12 protein-coding genes are annotated in these 14,430 nt (G+C 69.4%); 5 read left to right on the forward strand and 7 right to left on the reverse strand.

Going from position 1 to position 14,430, the window contains the following annotated elements:
- Window positions 1-38 precede the first annotated feature (38 nt).
- Window positions 39-2,102 (forward strand): putative bifunctional diguanylate cyclase/phosphodiesterase, encoded by a 2,064-nt coding sequence (locus Sp245p_RS33900; RefSeq protein ID WP_014199833.1) that lies wholly within the window; start codon window positions 39-41, stop codon window positions 2,100-2,102.
- A 58-nt stretch (window positions 2,103-2,160) separates the two neighbouring features.
- Here Sp245p_RS33900 and Sp245p_RS33905 read toward each other — a convergent pair whose 3' ends face one another.
- Both Sp245p_RS33905 and Sp245p_RS33910 read right to left on the reverse strand, forming a co-directional pair.
- Window positions 2,161-2,757, reverse strand: coding sequence for a PDC sensor domain-containing protein (locus tag Sp245p_RS33905; protein WP_014199834.1), 597 nt, complete (start codon window positions 2,755-2,757; stop codon window positions 2,161-2,163).
- Window positions 2,758-2,943: 186 nt separating this feature from the next.
- Window positions 2,944-4,086: a c-type cytochrome gene (locus Sp245p_RS33910; protein WP_014199835.1), complete on the reverse strand. Its 1,143-nt coding sequence runs from the start codon at window positions 4,084-4,086 to the stop codon at window positions 2,944-2,946.
- Window positions 4,087-4,236: 150 nt separating this feature from the next.
- Between Sp245p_RS33910 and coxB the strand changes: the two genes are divergently transcribed.
- The 3 genes from coxB to Sp245p_RS33925 are packed head-to-tail and all read left to right on the forward strand — an operon-like array spanning window position 4,237 to window position 8,158.
- Window positions 4,237-5,262, forward strand: coding sequence for a cytochrome c oxidase subunit II (gene coxB / locus Sp245p_RS33915; RefSeq protein ID WP_014199836.1), 1,026 nt, complete (start codon window positions 4,237-4,239; stop codon window positions 5,260-5,262).
- Window positions 5,259-7,790: a cytochrome c oxidase subunit I gene (gene ctaD / locus Sp245p_RS33920; RefSeq protein WP_014199837.1), complete on the forward strand. Its 2,532-nt coding sequence runs from the start codon at window positions 5,259-5,261 to the stop codon at window positions 7,788-7,790. The genes coxB and ctaD overlap by 4 nt, the downstream gene beginning before the upstream one ends.
- Before the next feature lie 8 nt (window positions 7,791-7,798).
- A complete protein-coding gene (locus Sp245p_RS33925; protein WP_014199838.1) occupies window positions 7,799-8,158 on the forward strand; it encodes a hypothetical protein in 360 nt (119 codons plus the stop codon).
- Between the two features lie 10 nt (window positions 8,159-8,168).
- Here the strand turns inward: Sp245p_RS33925 and Sp245p_RS33930 are convergent, their stop codons facing one another.
- On the reverse strand, window positions 8,169-9,032 hold the full coding sequence (locus tag Sp245p_RS33930; protein WP_014199839.1) for a DUF2189 domain-containing protein: 864 nt from the start codon (window positions 9,030-9,032) through the stop codon (window positions 8,169-8,171).
- A gap of 244 nt (window positions 9,033-9,276) precedes the next feature.
- On the opposite strand from Sp245p_RS33930, the gene Sp245p_RS33935 reads away from it, so the two are divergent.
- Window positions 9,277-9,570 (forward strand): acylphosphatase, encoded by a 294-nt coding sequence (locus Sp245p_RS33935; protein ID WP_014199840.1) that lies wholly within the window; start codon window positions 9,277-9,279, stop codon window positions 9,568-9,570.
- A 61-nt stretch (window positions 9,571-9,631) separates the two neighbouring features.
- On the opposite strand, the gene Sp245p_RS33940 is transcribed toward Sp245p_RS33935, so the two are convergent.
- The 4 genes from Sp245p_RS33940 to speB form a co-directional block, all read right to left on the reverse strand.
- A complete protein-coding gene (locus tag Sp245p_RS33940) occupies window positions 9,632-10,993 on the reverse strand; it encodes a nucleobase:cation symporter-2 family protein (protein WP_014199841.1) in 1,362 nt (453 codons plus the stop codon).
- Window positions 10,994-11,289: 296 nt separating this feature from the next.
- Entirely contained in the window at window positions 11,290-12,534 is a 1,245-nt protein-coding gene (locus tag Sp245p_RS33945) for a threonine ammonia-lyase (RefSeq protein ID WP_109139312.1), read from the reverse strand.
- A 14-nt stretch (window positions 12,535-12,548) separates the two neighbouring features.
- Complete coding sequence (locus tag Sp245p_RS33950; protein WP_014199842.1) at window positions 12,549-13,355, reverse strand: carbon-nitrogen hydrolase family protein; 807 nt, start codon at window positions 13,353-13,355, stop codon at window positions 12,549-12,551.
- 4 nt (window positions 13,356-13,359) lie between these two features.
- Window positions 13,360-14,415, reverse strand: coding sequence for an agmatinase (gene speB, locus Sp245p_RS33955; RefSeq protein WP_014199843.1), 1,056 nt, complete (start codon window positions 14,413-14,415; stop codon window positions 13,360-13,362).
- Window positions 14,416-14,430: the final 15 nt, after the last annotated feature.

Raw genomic sequence — 14,430 nt, forward strand, 5'->3', positions numbered from 1 at the left:
CTGAGGCCAACGCTCTCGCGCCAGATGAGGCCCGGTCCATGAGCCAAGAGACGGAAGAGCAATACAGAAGTATTTTCGAGAACGCGGTCGAAGGTATTTACCAGACCACGGTGGACGGGCGTTATCTGCGGGTCAACCCGGCGCTGTCGCGCATCTACGGCTACCGGTCGCCGGCCGACCTAATCGACAACCTGACGGACATCGCCGGCCAGCTCTACGTCGATCCCGGCAAGCGCGAGGCCTTTGCCCGCCTGATGGCCGAGCGCGACGTGGTGCAGAGCTTCGAGGCGCGGGTCTTCCGCAACGACGGTTCGATCATCTGGATTTCGGAGAACGCGCGCTGCGTGCGCGATCCGCAGGGCCGCATCCGCTATTACGAAGGCACCGTCCAGGACATCACCGAGCGCAAGCAGCACGAGGAAAAGATCCGGCTGCTCGCCACCGTCTTCGACAGCGTGGCCGACGGCATCCTGATCGTGGACCCCGATCTGTCGGTGCAGGCGGTCAACCCGGCCTACGAGGTGATGACCGACTTCCAGCGGGAGGCGCTTCTCCACCGCCCGCTGGTGATCTTCGCCCCCGGTTCCCACGAGCGCGCCTTCATCGAGGACATCTGGCGCACCGCGCGCACGGAGGGGCGCTGGCAGGGCGAGGTGACCAGCTTCCGCCATTCCGGCGACGCCTTCGCGGCCTCGCTGTCGGTCACGGCGGTGCGTGCGCCGGGCGGGGCGCTGGAGCATTACGTGCTGACGCTCGCCGACATCAGCCAGCGCAAGTACCAGGAACACCAGATCCGCTATCAGGCCAGCTTCGACCGGCTGACCGACTTGCCCAACCGCTGGCTGGTCTGCGAGCGGCTGGAGGAGGCCATCGTGCGCGCCCAGCGCATGCGCACCAAGGTCGCCGTGGCCTTCCTCGACCTCAACCGCTTCAAGCAGGTGAACGACACGCTGGGCCACCACGCCGGTGACGACCTGCTGAAGCTGGTGGCCAAGCGCCTGCGCAACTGCACCCGCGTGTCCGACACGGTGGGACGGCTCGGCGGCGACGAGTTCCTGATCGTGGCGCCCGACGCGGTGGACCGCGCCGCCGGCGCCCGGCTGGTCGAGAAGGTGCTCTATTCGATGGGCGAGCCCTTCGCCGTCCACAATCAGGAGCTTTTCTGCGGCGCCTCGATCGGCGTCGCCTTCTTCCCCGACGACGGCGAGACGGCGGACCAGCTTCTGCGCAACGCCGACCTCGCCATGTACCACGCCAAGCGCAACCCGGAATGCAAGTTCGTCTTCTACGAGGCGGGCATGCGGGAGCGCACCGGCTTCACGTTGGGGCTGGAAAGCGACCTGCGCCGCGCCGCCGCGACCGGCGAGGAGTTCGCGCTGCATTTCCAGCCCAAGGTGGACATGCCGCAGCGCGGCTTCCACCGGGTGATCGGGGCGGAGGCGCTGATCCGCTGGCACCACCCGGTGCGCGGCCTCGTCAGCCCGGCGGAGTTCATCCCGCTGGCCGAGGAGACCGGCCTGATCTGGGAAATCGGCGCCTGGACCCTGAGGGAGGCCTGCGGCCGGCTGGCCGGCTGGCTGGCCGCCGGGTTGGACATCGCGTCGGTGTCGGTCAACCTGTCGCCGCGCCAGTTCCAGGACGCGCGTCTGGTGAATTTCGTGCGCGACGTGGTGGAGCGCAGCGGCGTCCCGCCGGAGCGGCTGGAGCTGGAGCTGACCGAGGGCGCCATGATCGGCGACATCGAGAAGGCGGTGACCATCCTGCACGGGCTGAAGGGGATCGGCATCCGCCTGTCCATCGACGATTTCGGGACCGGCTATTCCTCCCTGGCCTATCTGAAGCGGTTCCCGATCAACACGCTGAAGATCGACCGCAGCTTCGTCCGCGACATCGTGCAGTCCTCCACCGACCCGGCCATCGTCAACACCATCGTGAACCTCGCCGACAGCCTGGGCTTCGACACCATCGCCGAAGGGGTGGAGACGGAGGAGCAGGCGGACATGCTGCGCCGCCAGCGCTGCACGCGCATCCAGGGCTTCCTGATCAGCCGCCCGCTGGACGTGGACGCTTTCCAGCGCTTCCTGGTGGAGAACGCTGGGTAAGCGGCTCCCCGGCTGGCCGCTGTCCGAATGGAGCGGACCGACGGGAAGCCGCGCCCCGTCAGTTGCCGAGCTTGTTGGTGTCGAGCACGATCATCGCCACGCCGATCTTCTCCTTGCTGGCCGGATCGATCACCGGAACGCTGACCTCGGTCAGCATGGCGTTCGTCTCGGCGTCCTTCTCCGGGTCGGTCATGTAGAGGTCGGAGCCGCCGCTGTAGACCTTCTGCCACTTCGGCTCGTCGCCCTGCCAATAGTCGGAGGTGCCGCCGGTCTGGGCCACGTTGAGGCCGCGGTTGTCCATCAGCAGGATTTCCACGATCCGGCCGTTGCTCTTGTCCGTGACCTCCTTCAGGCGCTTGGTCACGGCGTTGGCGGCGATCTTGTCGTAGGTGGGGTTGGCGGACTTGGCCTTGGCCGCCGCCTTCCAGTCGTTGTCCATGGCGTCGATCTTGGCCTGGTCGAGGCCCTTGTTCTGAGCGTTCTGGGCCTTGACGGCGTCGACGACCGCCGGGTCGGCGAGCCAAGTCTGGGTCTGCGGGCTCACCGTTTTGCGGACGTTGGCTTCCAGGGCGGGATCGGCGGCGTAGGCCGGCAGCGTGCCGAGCATCGTCAGAACCGCCGCGGTGGACAGCAGCAGGGAAAAGCGTTTGGACATCGGTTCCTCCCATGATTGATCCGCCCGCGGACTGCCTTCGCGGCCTGTGCTCCGTGGGCGCAAAACCATAGGTCCCGCTTCATCCCGCCCGTCAGAGGAATGCGCGAATTATTCCGTGATACGGAAAATCAGTAAAACTAACCATTGTTGCGCTTGAATGGCCGGCGCCTCCTCGAGGGGTGGGGTTCAGCGCTTTCCCTCCGCCTCCGCCGTCTCCCGTGGGCGGCTCAGCGCGTAGTGCAGCGACAGGGCGCGGATCTGCTCCTCCGTCAGGTTGCGCACCGCAGCGCCCATGATCCTGGACAGCGGCGTGTCGCCGTGCGCGTCCTTCTGCCAGAGGCGGAGCTGGTCGGCGATGTAGCTCGCGTGCTGCCCGTCGAGGCGGGGGTAGCGCGGGTCGCGGTCCTCGCCGTGGCAGCCGGAGCAGGCCGGCACGCCAGTGCCGCGGTCGCCGGACTCGGCCAGCCGGGCGCCCAGTTCCAGCAGGGCCGGAGCGGCGTCGGCGGGCGGAGGCGGATAGGGCGCCGCCGTCTGCCCCGCATAGTGGTTGGCCAGGGTGCGCAGGATCGAATCGTCAAGCCCGGCGGCCACCGGCTGCATGATGCCGCTGTGCCGCCCGCCTTCGGCGTAGGCCTTCAGCGCGTGGAAGAGATAGTCGGCGTTTTGGCCGGACAGGCGGGGGAAGGCGGCGGCGCTGTCCCCGGCGCCGCCCCCGGCGCCGTCATAGCCGTGACAGCGGGCGCAATTGTCCAGCACCTCGCGGGCGGAGCCGTCCAGCATCGCCAGATCGCTCAGCGCCGAGCGGTCGCCGTCCGGCTGTGTCTCCCCGAAGGCCAGACGGCGGTACTCCTCGGCGCTCATGCCGTCGAGCCGGCGCAGGAAGGCGGCCACCGCCCACGGCTCGTCGTCGCGCGCCTGCGCCGGCCAGGCGGGCATGCCGGCGTATTTGATGCCGTTGTAGGTGATCCAATAGAGCTGCGTGTCCGTCCAGTCCCCGGCATGGCCCGGCAGGAAGGGCGGGGTGGGCAGCATGTGGCGCGAGATCGGGTTGCGCCCCACGTCCGGCGCGCCGTGGCAGGGGGCGCAACCATCCTCGTAATGGCCGGCGCCGCGCCGGATCAGCGCCGGGTCGTCCAGGTCGGGCGGAGCGCTCACGAAGGCGGCGTGCGTCTCGATGGAGCTGCGCATCGCCATGCTGAAGAACCAGTGGACCGGCGGCCAGTGCTCCTTGCTGGCGGCGATGCTGTAGAGCCCCGACCAGGCGAACAGGAAGCCCCCCACCGCTTGGGCGCCCAGAACCAGCCCGATGATCGTCAGAACTCTGCGCATGGATGGGACGCTCCGCCGGTTGTGAGTGTTCGTCCCCGAATGAATGCTCCCCCGCTGACCGAAGTTCCGGCGGAACCTGCGGCCTTGCCGTGAGTTTAGCCGTGCAACGACGACGCCCGCCGCCGCGGGCCAACGCCGCGAGGGGGGTGCATGGACCGCAGGTCTGGCCGCAGCGAGGGACGCAGACGGAAGTGGCGGGGGGCGGCCCTGGCCGGCGGAATGGGGCTCCTGGCGGCCTGCGAGCGAGGGCCGCAATCCGCGCTTCACCCCGCCGGACGCAACGCCGAGGCGATCCTCGACCTGACGCTGATTCTCGTCGCCGGGGGTGGGGTCATCTTCCTTTTCGTCATGGCGCTGGCGGGGTACGCCGTCATCGCCCGGCCGGAGCGCTTCCCCGGAAGCCGCGCCTGGATCATCGGCGGCGGCCTCGTCTTTCCCATCGTCACGCTGACCGCGCTTCAGGTCTACGAGTTCGCCGTGGCCCGGCAATTGTCGGACACCGGCGGGGTGGAGCCGCTGCGCATCGAGGTCACCGGCTACATGTGGTGGTGGGAGGTCCGCTATCCCGACGTGAGGGTGGAAGGGGGTGAGGTCCTGCGCATCGCCAACCGCCTCGTCATCCCGGCCGGGCGCCCGGTGGAGGTGGTGGTGACCGCGGCGGACGTCATCCACAGCTTCTGGGTGCCCAGCCTGGGCGGCAAGATGGACATGATCCCCGGCCACGAGAACCGGCTGATCCTGGTCGGGGAGCGGTCCGGCACCTACCGCGGCCAGTGCGCCGAGTACTGCGGCGCCCAGCACGCGCTGATGGCCTTCGACGTGGTGGTGGAGCCGCCCGACCGCTTCGAGGAGTGGCTGGCCGCCGAGCGCCGCCCCGCCGCCGAACCTGCCGGGCCGCAGCAGGCCGCCGGGCGCGACGCCTTCCTGCGCGCCGGCTGCGGGTCCTGCCACACGGTGCGCGGCACGTCGGCCAACGGGGCGGCCGGGCCGGACCTGACCCATGTCGGCGGGCGCGACGCGCTGGCCGCCGGGACGCTGCCCAACACGCCGGAGGCGCTGGCCGGCTGGATCGCCGGGGCGCAGCACATCAAGCCGGAAAACCGCATGCCGTCCTTCCCGATCCTGGGCGGCGACGATCTGCACGCCATCGCCGTCTGGCTGGAGAGCCTGAAATGACCCCGCCGCTCGACGATGCCGCCCTGCCCAACCGCCTGCCGCGCCCGAAGGAGGAGCTGGAGGCGCTGAAGCGCGCCTGGAAGCCGACCTCCGGCCTCGGCCTGCTGAAGGAGGTGAACAACAACATCATCGGGGTGATGTACATCGCCACGGCGCTGCTGTTCTTCGTCATCTCGGGCACGCTGGCGCTGGTCATGCGGACGCAGCTCGCCGTGCCGGAGAACGACGTTCTGGGGCACAGCCTCTACAACCAGTTCTTCACCGTGCACGGCACGGGCATGATGTTCCTGTTCGCCGTGCCCATCGTCGAGGCCATCGGCGTCTTCCTGCTGCCCTCCATGCTGGCGGCGCGCGACCTGCCCTTTCCGCGGCTGTCGGCCTTCGCCTTCTGGGCCTATCTGTTCGGCGGGCTGGCCTTCTTCTGCTCGCTGATCTTCGAGGTGGCGCCGGACGGCGGCTGGTTCATGTACCCGCCGCTGACCAGCATGAAGTTCTCGCCGGGCATCAACGCCGATTTCTGGCTGCTCGGCATCGGCTTCATCGAGATCTCGGCCATCGCCGGGGCCATCGAGATCATCGTCGGCATCCTGCGCACCCGCCCGCCCGGCATGACGCTGGACAAGATCCCGGTCTATTGCTGGTCGATGCTGGTCATGGCCGGGATGATCGTCTTCGCCTTCCCGGCGGTGATCATCGCGACCGCGCTTCTGGAGATCGAGCGCGCCTTCGACTGGCCCTTCTTCATCGCGGAGCGGGGCGGCGACCCGCTGCTCTGGCAGCACCTGTTCTGGTTCTTCGGCCATCCGGAGGTCTACATCATCTTCCTGCCGGCGGCGGGGCTGGTGTCGATGATGGTGCCGGCTCTGGCGCAGCGGCCGCTGGTCGGCCACGACTGGGTGGTGGTGGCGCTGGTCGGCACCGGCTTCTTCAGCTTCGGCCTGTGGGTGCACCACATGTTCGCCACCGGCATCCCGCCGCTGAGCCTGAGCTTCTTCTCCGCCGCCAGCATGGCCGTGTCGGTGCCCGCCGGAATCCAGGTCTTCGCCTGGATCGCCACGCTGGGCAAGGGGCGGCTGCAATGGACGGTGGCGACGTGGTTCCTGCTGGGCTTCCTGTTCATCTTCGTGGCCGGCGGCCTGACCGGAGTGATGGTGGCGGTCATTCCCTTCGACTGGCAGGCCCATGACAGCTACTTCGTGGTGGCGCACCTGCATTACGTGCTGATCGGCGGCATGGTCTTCCCGGTCTTCGCCGGGCTGTATCACTGGTGGCCGACGATGAAGGGCACCATGCTGTCGGAGCGGCTGGGGCGTTGGGCCTTCTGGATGATGTTCATCGGCTTCAACGTCGCCTTCTTCCCCATGCATGTCAGCGGCCTGATGGGCATGCCGCGCCGCGTCTACACCTACCCGGGGGATCTGGGCTGGAACGTCCTGAACATGGTCTCGACCGTCGGGGCCTTCGTGATGGCCTTCGGCGTCCTGCTGGTGCTGATCGACATGGCGCGCGACGCCTTCGGCCGGGGCCGCCCGGCGCCGGAGAATCCGTGGAAGGCGGGGACTCTGGAGTGGATTCCGAACGACGACTACGCGACGCGCAGCATCCCGCATGTCCGCTCGCTCTACCCGCTGTGGGACAACCCGAACCTGTCGCGCGAGGTGCAGGAGGGCGCCCATTACCTGCCCGGCGCCCCGACCCGCCGGCGCGAGACCATCGTGACCAGCCCGATCGAGGCCCGGCCGCAGTATCTGATGCCGATGCCCGGACCGCACTGGAGCCATTTCCTGGCCGGGCTGTTCACCGCCGCCCATTTCATCTGTCTGGCTGTGCAGCTCTACTGGGTGTCGCTGGTGCCGGGGGTGCTGGCCATCGCCTCGGTCTTCTGGTGGGTGTGGAGTCTCGACAAGGGGGCCGACCATCCGCCGCAGGACGTCGGCGGCGGCTGGCGCGTGCCGGTCTATCTCCAGGGATCGGAGAACCATTCCTGGTGGGGGACGGCGGTCCTGCTGCTGGTGGACGGGACGGCCTTCGCCTGCCTGTGCTTCACCTACGTCTTCCTGTGGACGGTCAGCCCGGACGTCTGGCCGGTGGGCACCGACTCCCTGCCGGGGCTGGGGTGGCTGTTCGGCGAGGTGGCGCTCTGGATCGTGGCGGCGGGGGCGATGCTGCTGGCGAGCCGCGCCGTTGCCGGCAACCGCTCCTGGGCGATGCGGGGCCTCCTGCTCGCCGGTGTCCTGCTGATGCTGGCCGCCGCGGTGGCCGAGCCCTACAACCGCATCGCCAGCGGTCTCGTGGCGTCGGAGAGCGCCTATGGCGCCATCGTCTACATGCTGGCCTCCTGGCAGGTCTTCCATGTCGTGATCCTGGTCCTGATGACCGGCTTCACGCTGGCGCGCTCCTTCGCCGGGCGGCTGCACGCGCGGCGCCGCGTCACCTTCGACAATGTGATGCTGGTGTGGCTCTACACCTGCGGGCAGGGGATCGTGTCCCTCCTGCTGGTGCATCTGTTTCCGCGTCTGGCCGTGTGAGGTGGACCATGGAAAGGACGGCGTTTACCGCGACCTTCACCGGGATGATGTCGGCCTTTCTGATCTGGGCGGTCCATTTCGCGGCGATCTACGGCATCAACGGGCTGATCTGCGCCCGCGAGTGGGACGGGGCGGACCTGTACGGCCACCCCGTCGCGGTGGTGCTGATCCTCGGCGCCACGGCGGTCGCTCTGCTGCTGGCCGCGGGCGTGCTGGCGGCGGCGCTGTGGGGCGCCGCGCCGGGCCGGCGGACCAGCGAGGACCCGCGCCGCTTCATCCGCCTGTTCACCGGACTCGCCGCCGCGGGTTCGCTGGTCGCCATCCTGTGGAACGGGTTGCCGGCCCTGCAGGTGCCGGCCTGCGGCTAGCCTAACCGCCTCATTCCGGGATCAGGCGACGGTAGAGGTGCCATGTGGCGTGGCCGAGCACCGGCATGACGATCACCAGCCCGACGAAGGCGGGCAGCGAGCCGAGCAGCAGCCCGCCCGCCACGATCAGGCCCCACAGCGCCATGGGCTCGGGATTCCTCAGCGTTGCGCGCACGGAAGTGCGGATGGCCGTCGCCACGCCGACCCGGCGGTCCATGAGAAGCGGGAAGCTGACCACGCTGATCGCCAGCGCCAGAACGGCGAACAGGAAGCCGACCCCGACCCCCAGCACGATCATCGCCCAGCCGGCGCGGGTGGTGAACAGGGCCTGGGTGAAGGCGCTCCACCCCTCCGGCGCCAGCGGAGCGAGGGTCGCCATGTAGATGAGCTGCGCGGCCACCAACCACAGCAGGAACACCACCGTCAGGATCGCTCCCATCGCCAGGATCGCGCCGAAGGCCGGGGAGCGCGCCACCGCGAAGGCGTCGGCCCAGGACACTTGGTCGCCCCGCTCGCGTCGGCGGCTCATTTCGTAGAGGCCGACCGCGGCGAAGGGGCCGATCAGCACGAAGCCGGAGGCCAGCGGAAACAGCAGGTGCAGCGCGTTCCCGTGGAGCAGAAGTTCGGCCAGCAGCAGCCCGACCAGCGGGTAGATCAGGGCGATGAAGAGGACGTCGGTCCGGCAGGCCATGAAGTCATGGAGCCCTTTCCTCAGCGCGTCGCGCAGGTCGTCGCTGCGGATGCGCCGCACCGTGGGCTCCAGCGCCGCCCGTTCCCGCGCCGGCGGGGCGATGGCGTGGCCCGCTTCGGCCAAGCCGTGGGACCAGGATTTGAAATGTGCCGCTCCCCATTCCGCAGGGTTTCGGATGGTCATGTCCGTTCCTCCCGAACCGTTCGTTCAGGGGGTGCGAGCCCGCCCGTGCCCGGTCGCGGCCTTCGCTGTCGCGGCCCGGCGGTCACAGGAGGTCCCGCGCCCCGCCATGCACGGATGATACGCCGACGAATGGTTGGCGGCACTGTTCATTGGGGGAGGGGAAGGCGCCGGGGCGCGCCGGGTTTTCCGGAACCGGCTCTTGTCCTATTGTCCTGACCGTACGGAAACGATACCGGGGATAAGAATGGCGGATGAGGAAAACCGCAAGGCCGTGCTGGCCCGCGTTCATGGCAAGGTGCAGGGCGTCTGGTACCGCGGCTGGACGGTGGACACGGCGAACCGGCTGGGGCTGGCCGGTTGGGTGCGCAACCGCGGCGACGGAACGGTGGAGGCGCTGTTCGCCGGCCCGGCGGACGCCGTGGATCGGATGCTGGAAGCCTGCCGCCGCGGCCCCTCCGCCGCCGTGGTCAGTGACATCGCCGTGGAGCCGGCCCGCGATCCCGGACCGGGCGTCTTCGAGCAACGCCCGACGCAGTGACGTCCGGTCGGGATCAATCCTCTGATCCCAACCGGCCCTCGATCCCAATTGGGCGTCGCCCTCACGCCTCCGCGGTTTTGGCGGCGGCGACGAATTCCTCGCTGCTGGCCTTGCCCAGCCCATTGAAGAACAGGTTCAGCAGGACCGCGGCGATGGTGCCGAGAAGGATGCCGCTGTGCAGGAGCGGCGACAGGAAGGGCGGCATCTTCTGGAAGATCTTGTCGGCGACCAGCGGCACCATGCCCAGGCTGATGCTGATGGCAACGACGTAGATGTTGCCGCGGTTGGTCGTGTAATCGACCTTCGCCAGGATCTTGATGCCGGTCGCCGCGACCATGCCGAACATCACCAGCCCGGCCCCGCCCAGCACATAGGTGGGGACGGAGGCGACGACGTGCGCCAGTTTCGGGAACAGGCCGAAGGCGACCAGGATGACGCCGCCCGCCACGCAGACCCAGCGGCTGCGCACCCCGGTGATCCCGACCAGCCCGACATTCTGCGAGAAGGAGGTGTAAGGGAAGGTGTTGAAGACGCCGCCGATCAGCGTGCCCAGCCCGTCCGTGCGCAGGCCGCGGGTCAACTGCTCCGGCGTCACCGGGCGGCCGACCATCTCGCCCACCGCCAGGAACATGCCGGTGGATTCGATCATGACGACGATCATCACCAGCGACATGGTCAGGATCGACCAGAACTCGAAGACCGGCATGCCGAACTGGAACGGGTAGATCACGTCCACCCACTTGGCCTGTCCCACCCCGTCGAAGCTGACCAGCCCCAGAACCATGGTCAGGGCGAAGCCGGCGACGATGCCAAGCAGGACCGAGATGTTGGCCCAGAAGCCCTTGGCGTACTTGGTGATCAGCAGGATCACCGCCAGCACGAACAGGGCGACGCCGAGATAGAGCGGATCGCCGAAATTCGGGTTCCCGGCCCCGCCGCCGGCCCAGGTGATGCCCACCCGCATCAGCGAGATGCCGATGATGGCGATCACGGTTCCCGTCACCACCGGCGGGAACAGCGGCAGCAGGCGCCCGACCAGCGGGGCGGCCAGCGTGGCGAAGACGCCGGCCCCGATCACCGCGCCGTAGATGCCGAGAAGCCCCAGCGACGGGTTCCCCGCCATGGCGACCATCGGCCCGACCGCGGCGAAGGTGACGCCCATCATCACCGGCAGGCGGATGCCGAACTTCCAGAAGCCCAGCGTCTGGATCAGCGTGACGATGCCGCAGGCGAACAGGTCGGCGTTGATGAGGAGCGCGATCTGGTCCTTGGGCAGCTTCAGCGCGCCGCCGATGATGAGCGGCACGGCGATGGCGCCCGCGTACATCACCATCACATGCTGCATGCCCAGCGCCAGCAGGCGCAGCAGCGGAAGCCTCTCGTCAACCGGGTGGGGTCGGGTTGGTGATTCCAGCGACGACATGATCCATGACCTCCGCGAATGAACAGGCGCGAAGTGCATGGCCCGTGCCACAACCGGCGGGGCGGGAGACCCGTGCGCGGCCCCCCGACATGTGCCGCGAAAGGCAGCGGCGTTCGGGAAGGATGCTCAATCCATGGGCAGCCCAATGTCCCCTCTCCCCTCTGGGGAGAGGGTTAGGGTGAGGGGGGTGCGCGTGTCGGGTCGTCCGGCACAAGCGCAACCCCCTCACCGGCCCTCCGGGCCACCCTCTCCCCGGAGGGGAGAGGGCTAATGCGTCGCAAGCGAAGGGCTTCGGCTCAGGGCCGCGCGCTGGACAATGGCTGCACGGCTTCCGCCACCACCGCCTTGCGGACGGGCAGGCCGGCGCCGCGCAGGGCTTCGGTGATGCGGTCGCCGTGGCCCTCGTCCTCGACCTCGATCAGCAGGGCGACCTCTGCGGACTTGACGGAGAAGGCGCCGAACAGGCGCTGATGCTGCACGTCGATGATGTTGCCACCGCACTCCGCCACGATGCGGGCCACCTGGGCCAGCGCGCCGGGCTGGTCGGCCACGTCGATGTCCAGGTTGATCAGGCGCCCGTCGCGGGCAAAGCCGCGCATCAGCACGTTGGCGAGCGTGCGCGTGTCGATGTTGCCGCCCGACACGATCAAACCGACCCGCTTGCCGCGGAAGCGCTCGGGGTGGAAGAGCAGGGCGGCCAGACCGGCGGCCCCGGCGCCCTCCGCCACGGTCTTCTCCACCTCGATCAGCATGGCGATGGCGCGCTCGATCACCGCCTCGGGCACCAGCACCACGTCGCAGCCGTTCTGCTTCAGGATGTCCATGGGCCGGTCGCCGACGTCGCGCACGGCGATGCCCTCGGCCACCGTCGGGCCGCCGACCTTGACCGGCTGCCCGGCGAGGCGCTGCGCCGCGGCGGGGTAGGTCTCCACCTCCACCCCGACGACCTCCAGGCCGGGCCGCAGCGCGCGGGCGGCGACCGCGGCCCCGGCGGCCAGCCCGCCGCCGCCCACCGGGATGGCCAGCGCGTCGAGGTCCGGCACCTCCGCCAGCATCTCCAGCACGACGGTGCCCTGGCCGGCGATCACCGCGTCGTCGTCGTAGGGATGGACGAAGACCAGCCCGTCCCGCTTGGCGAGGTCGTGGGCGAAGGCCGCGGCCTCGGCTAGGGAATCGCCCTCCAGGATGACGGTGGCGCCGTGGTAGCGCGTGCGCTTGACCTTCACGAAGGGGGTGAAGCGCGGCATGACGATGGTCGCCGCGATGCCCAGCCGCTTCGCGTGGTAGGCCACGGCCTGGGCGTGGTTGCCGGCCGACATGGCGATCACCCCGGCCTGCCGCTCCTCCGGCGTCAGGTGCAGCAGCCGGTTGGCCGCCCCACGCTCCTTGAAGGAGGCGGTGAACTGGAGATTCTCCAGCTTGACCCAGACCTCGGCGCCGGTGATTTGCGACAGGGTTTCGGAGCGCAGGAAGGGCGTGCGGCTGATGCGTCCGGCCAGCCGTTCGGCGGCGGCGTGAATGTCGTCGATGGTGACCGGCATGTCCTGTGCTTCCTCTACGAACCGCCCTTCCCAGGCGTACTGGAGACCGCACCGTACAGGTCCGGGCGGCGGTCCGCCAGATGCGTGCCGACCCGGCGCAGGGCAGCGTCCAGATCGACGGTCAGCAGCGCCTCGCCGTCGCCGGCCCGCGCCAGCACCGATCCGTCCGGCGCCGCCACGCTGCTGAGCCCGCAATAGCGCAACGTTCCCTCCCGCCCGCAGCGGTTGGCGTAGGCGACGAAGATGCCGTTTTCGAAGGCGCGGGCGGGGATGACGGTGGTGGCGACGATCTCGTAGGGCGTCATCAGCGCGGTCGGCACCAGCAGCACGTCCACCCCGGCCAGGGCGTGGCGACGCACGAGTTCCGGGAACTCCACGTCGTAGCAGATCGCGACGCCGACCCGCATCCCGTCGACCTCTGCGGTCGGGAAGGCGTCGCCGCCCGGCGCGAAGGAGCCGCGGTCGAGGTCGCCGTAGAGATGGGTCTTGCGCTGGTTCAGCAGGGACTGACCGTCCGACCCGATCAACTGCGCGGCGTTGTAAACGGCGCCGTCCGCCCCGCGCTCCGGATAGCCGTAGAGGATGGCGATGCCGTGCCGCCGGGCGATCTCGGCGACCCGCGCGGCCATCGGCCCGTCCACCGGCTCGGCCAGGGCGCGCACCGTCTCGGCGCCGATGTCGTAGCTGGTCAGGCCCATTTCCGGCCCGACGAGCAGGGCGGGGCCGCGCTCCGCCGCCTCCGCCGCCGCCCGTTCCAGACGGTCGAGGTTGCGGTGCGGCGCACCGGGCTCCGCGTCCGTCTGGAAGAGGGTCAGCCGCATGCGGTCAGCCTCGGCCTTGGCGGTTGGCGAGGGCGCGCACCGACAGGCAAAGGATCTCGAACAGCATCTGCGCGCCGGCGTGGGCGGTGTTGGTCGTCGCGTCGTACTGGGGTGCCACCTCCACCACGTCGCCGCCGATGATGTCCAGCCCGTCGAGCCCGCGCAGGATCGCCAGCGCCTCCCGTGTGGTCAGGCCGCCGACCTCCGGGGTGCCGGTGCCGGGGGCGAAGACCGGGTCCAGGCAATCCACGTCGAAGGAGACGTAGACCGGCCCGTCGCCCACCACCTTGCGCGCCGTCTCGATGACGCTGGCGATGCCGCGCTCCGGGATGTCCTCCGCGTGGATCACGGTCATGCCGCTGTCGTAGGAGAACTCCCACAGATATTCGGTGCTGCCGCGGATGCCGATCTGCACCGTGCGTTCCGGGTCCAGCACGCCGTCCAGAACCGCCTGCCGGAAGGGGCCGCCATGGTGGAACTTGGCGCCCTCGTAGGGGCCGCCGGTGTCGCAATGGGCGTCGAAATGGATCATGCCCACCGGGCGCTCGCGGCCCAGCGCCTTGAGGATCGAATAGGTGATGGAATGGTCGCCGCCCACCGACAGCGGGACGACGCCGGCGTCCATCACGCGGTTGTAGAAGGCCAGGATGTCGCCGTGGCAGGCCTCCAGGCTGAAGCGGCTGGACAGCGGCACGTCGCCCACGTCGGCGAGCTTGCATGAGGCCGCCGGGACCATGCGCAGGGCGTGCTCGTAGGGGCCGATGCGCTCCATCCCGCGCACGGCGCGCGGGCCGAGGCGGGCGCCGGCCCGGTTGGTGACGCCCAGGTCCATCGGCACGCCGATCAGCGCGATGTCCAGCCCGCCGAAGTCCGCGGCGTCGGCCGCGTCGGGGCGGTAGGGGGCGTCGAGCAGGGTGGACACCCCGGCGAAGGGCTGCACCCGCTTGCCGCCGGAGAACTGGAGGGCGGCCACCCGCTGGAACTCCGGATCGTGGAAGTCGTCGCCGCCGGAGCCGCTGTACTTCGTACGCAAACGATCAAGCTTCTGAGGGTCGATCATCGTCCGGATCTCTTT

The organism is Azospirillum baldaniorum (assembly GCF_003119195.2).
GTDB lineage: Bacteria > Pseudomonadota > Alphaproteobacteria > Azospirillales > Azospirillaceae > Azospirillum > Azospirillum baldaniorum.

What these genes read in the sequence shown, in the direction of transcription:
- Sp245p_RS33930 (WP_014199839.1), bottom strand. Translation starts at nt 9,032, where the DNA reads ATGACCATCCGAAACCCTGCGGAATGGGGAGCGGCACATTTCAAATCC.
- coxB (WP_014199836.1), top strand. Translation starts at nt 4,237, where the DNA reads ATGGACCGCAGGTCTGGCCGCAGCGAGGGACGCAGACGGAAGTGGCGG.
- Sp245p_RS33900 (WP_014199833.1), top strand. Translation starts at nt 39, where the DNA reads ATGAGCCAAGAGACGGAAGAGCAATACAGAAGTATTTTCGAGAACGCG.
- Sp245p_RS33950 (WP_014199842.1), bottom strand. Translation starts at nt 13,355, where the DNA reads ATGCGGCTGACCCTCTTCCAGACGGACGCGGAGCCCGGTGCGCCGCAC.
- Sp245p_RS33910 (WP_014199835.1), bottom strand. Translation starts at nt 4,086, where the DNA reads ATGCGCAGAGTTCTGACGATCATCGGGCTGGTTCTGGGCGCCCAAGCG.
- Sp245p_RS33940 (WP_014199841.1), bottom strand. Translation starts at nt 10,993, where the DNA reads ATGTCGTCGCTGGAATCACCAACCCGACCCCACCCGGTTGACGAGAGG.
- ctaD (WP_014199837.1), top strand. Translation starts at nt 5,259, where the DNA reads ATGACCCCGCCGCTCGACGATGCCGCCCTGCCCAACCGCCTGCCGCGC.
- Sp245p_RS33905 (WP_014199834.1), bottom strand. Translation starts at nt 2,757, where the DNA reads ATGTCCAAACGCTTTTCCCTGCTGCTGTCCACCGCGGCGGTTCTGACG.
- Sp245p_RS33925 (WP_014199838.1), top strand. Translation starts at nt 7,799, where the DNA reads ATGGAAAGGACGGCGTTTACCGCGACCTTCACCGGGATGATGTCGGCC.
- Sp245p_RS33945 (WP_109139312.1), bottom strand. Translation starts at nt 12,534, where the DNA reads ATGCCGGTCACCATCGACGACATTCACGCCGCCGCCGAACGGCTGGCC.
- speB (WP_014199843.1), bottom strand. Translation starts at nt 14,415, where the DNA reads ATGATCGACCCTCAGAAGCTTGATCGTTTGCGTACGAAGTACAGCGGC.
- Sp245p_RS33935 (WP_014199840.1), top strand. Translation starts at nt 9,277, where the DNA reads ATGGCGGATGAGGAAAACCGCAAGGCCGTGCTGGCCCGCGTTCATGGC.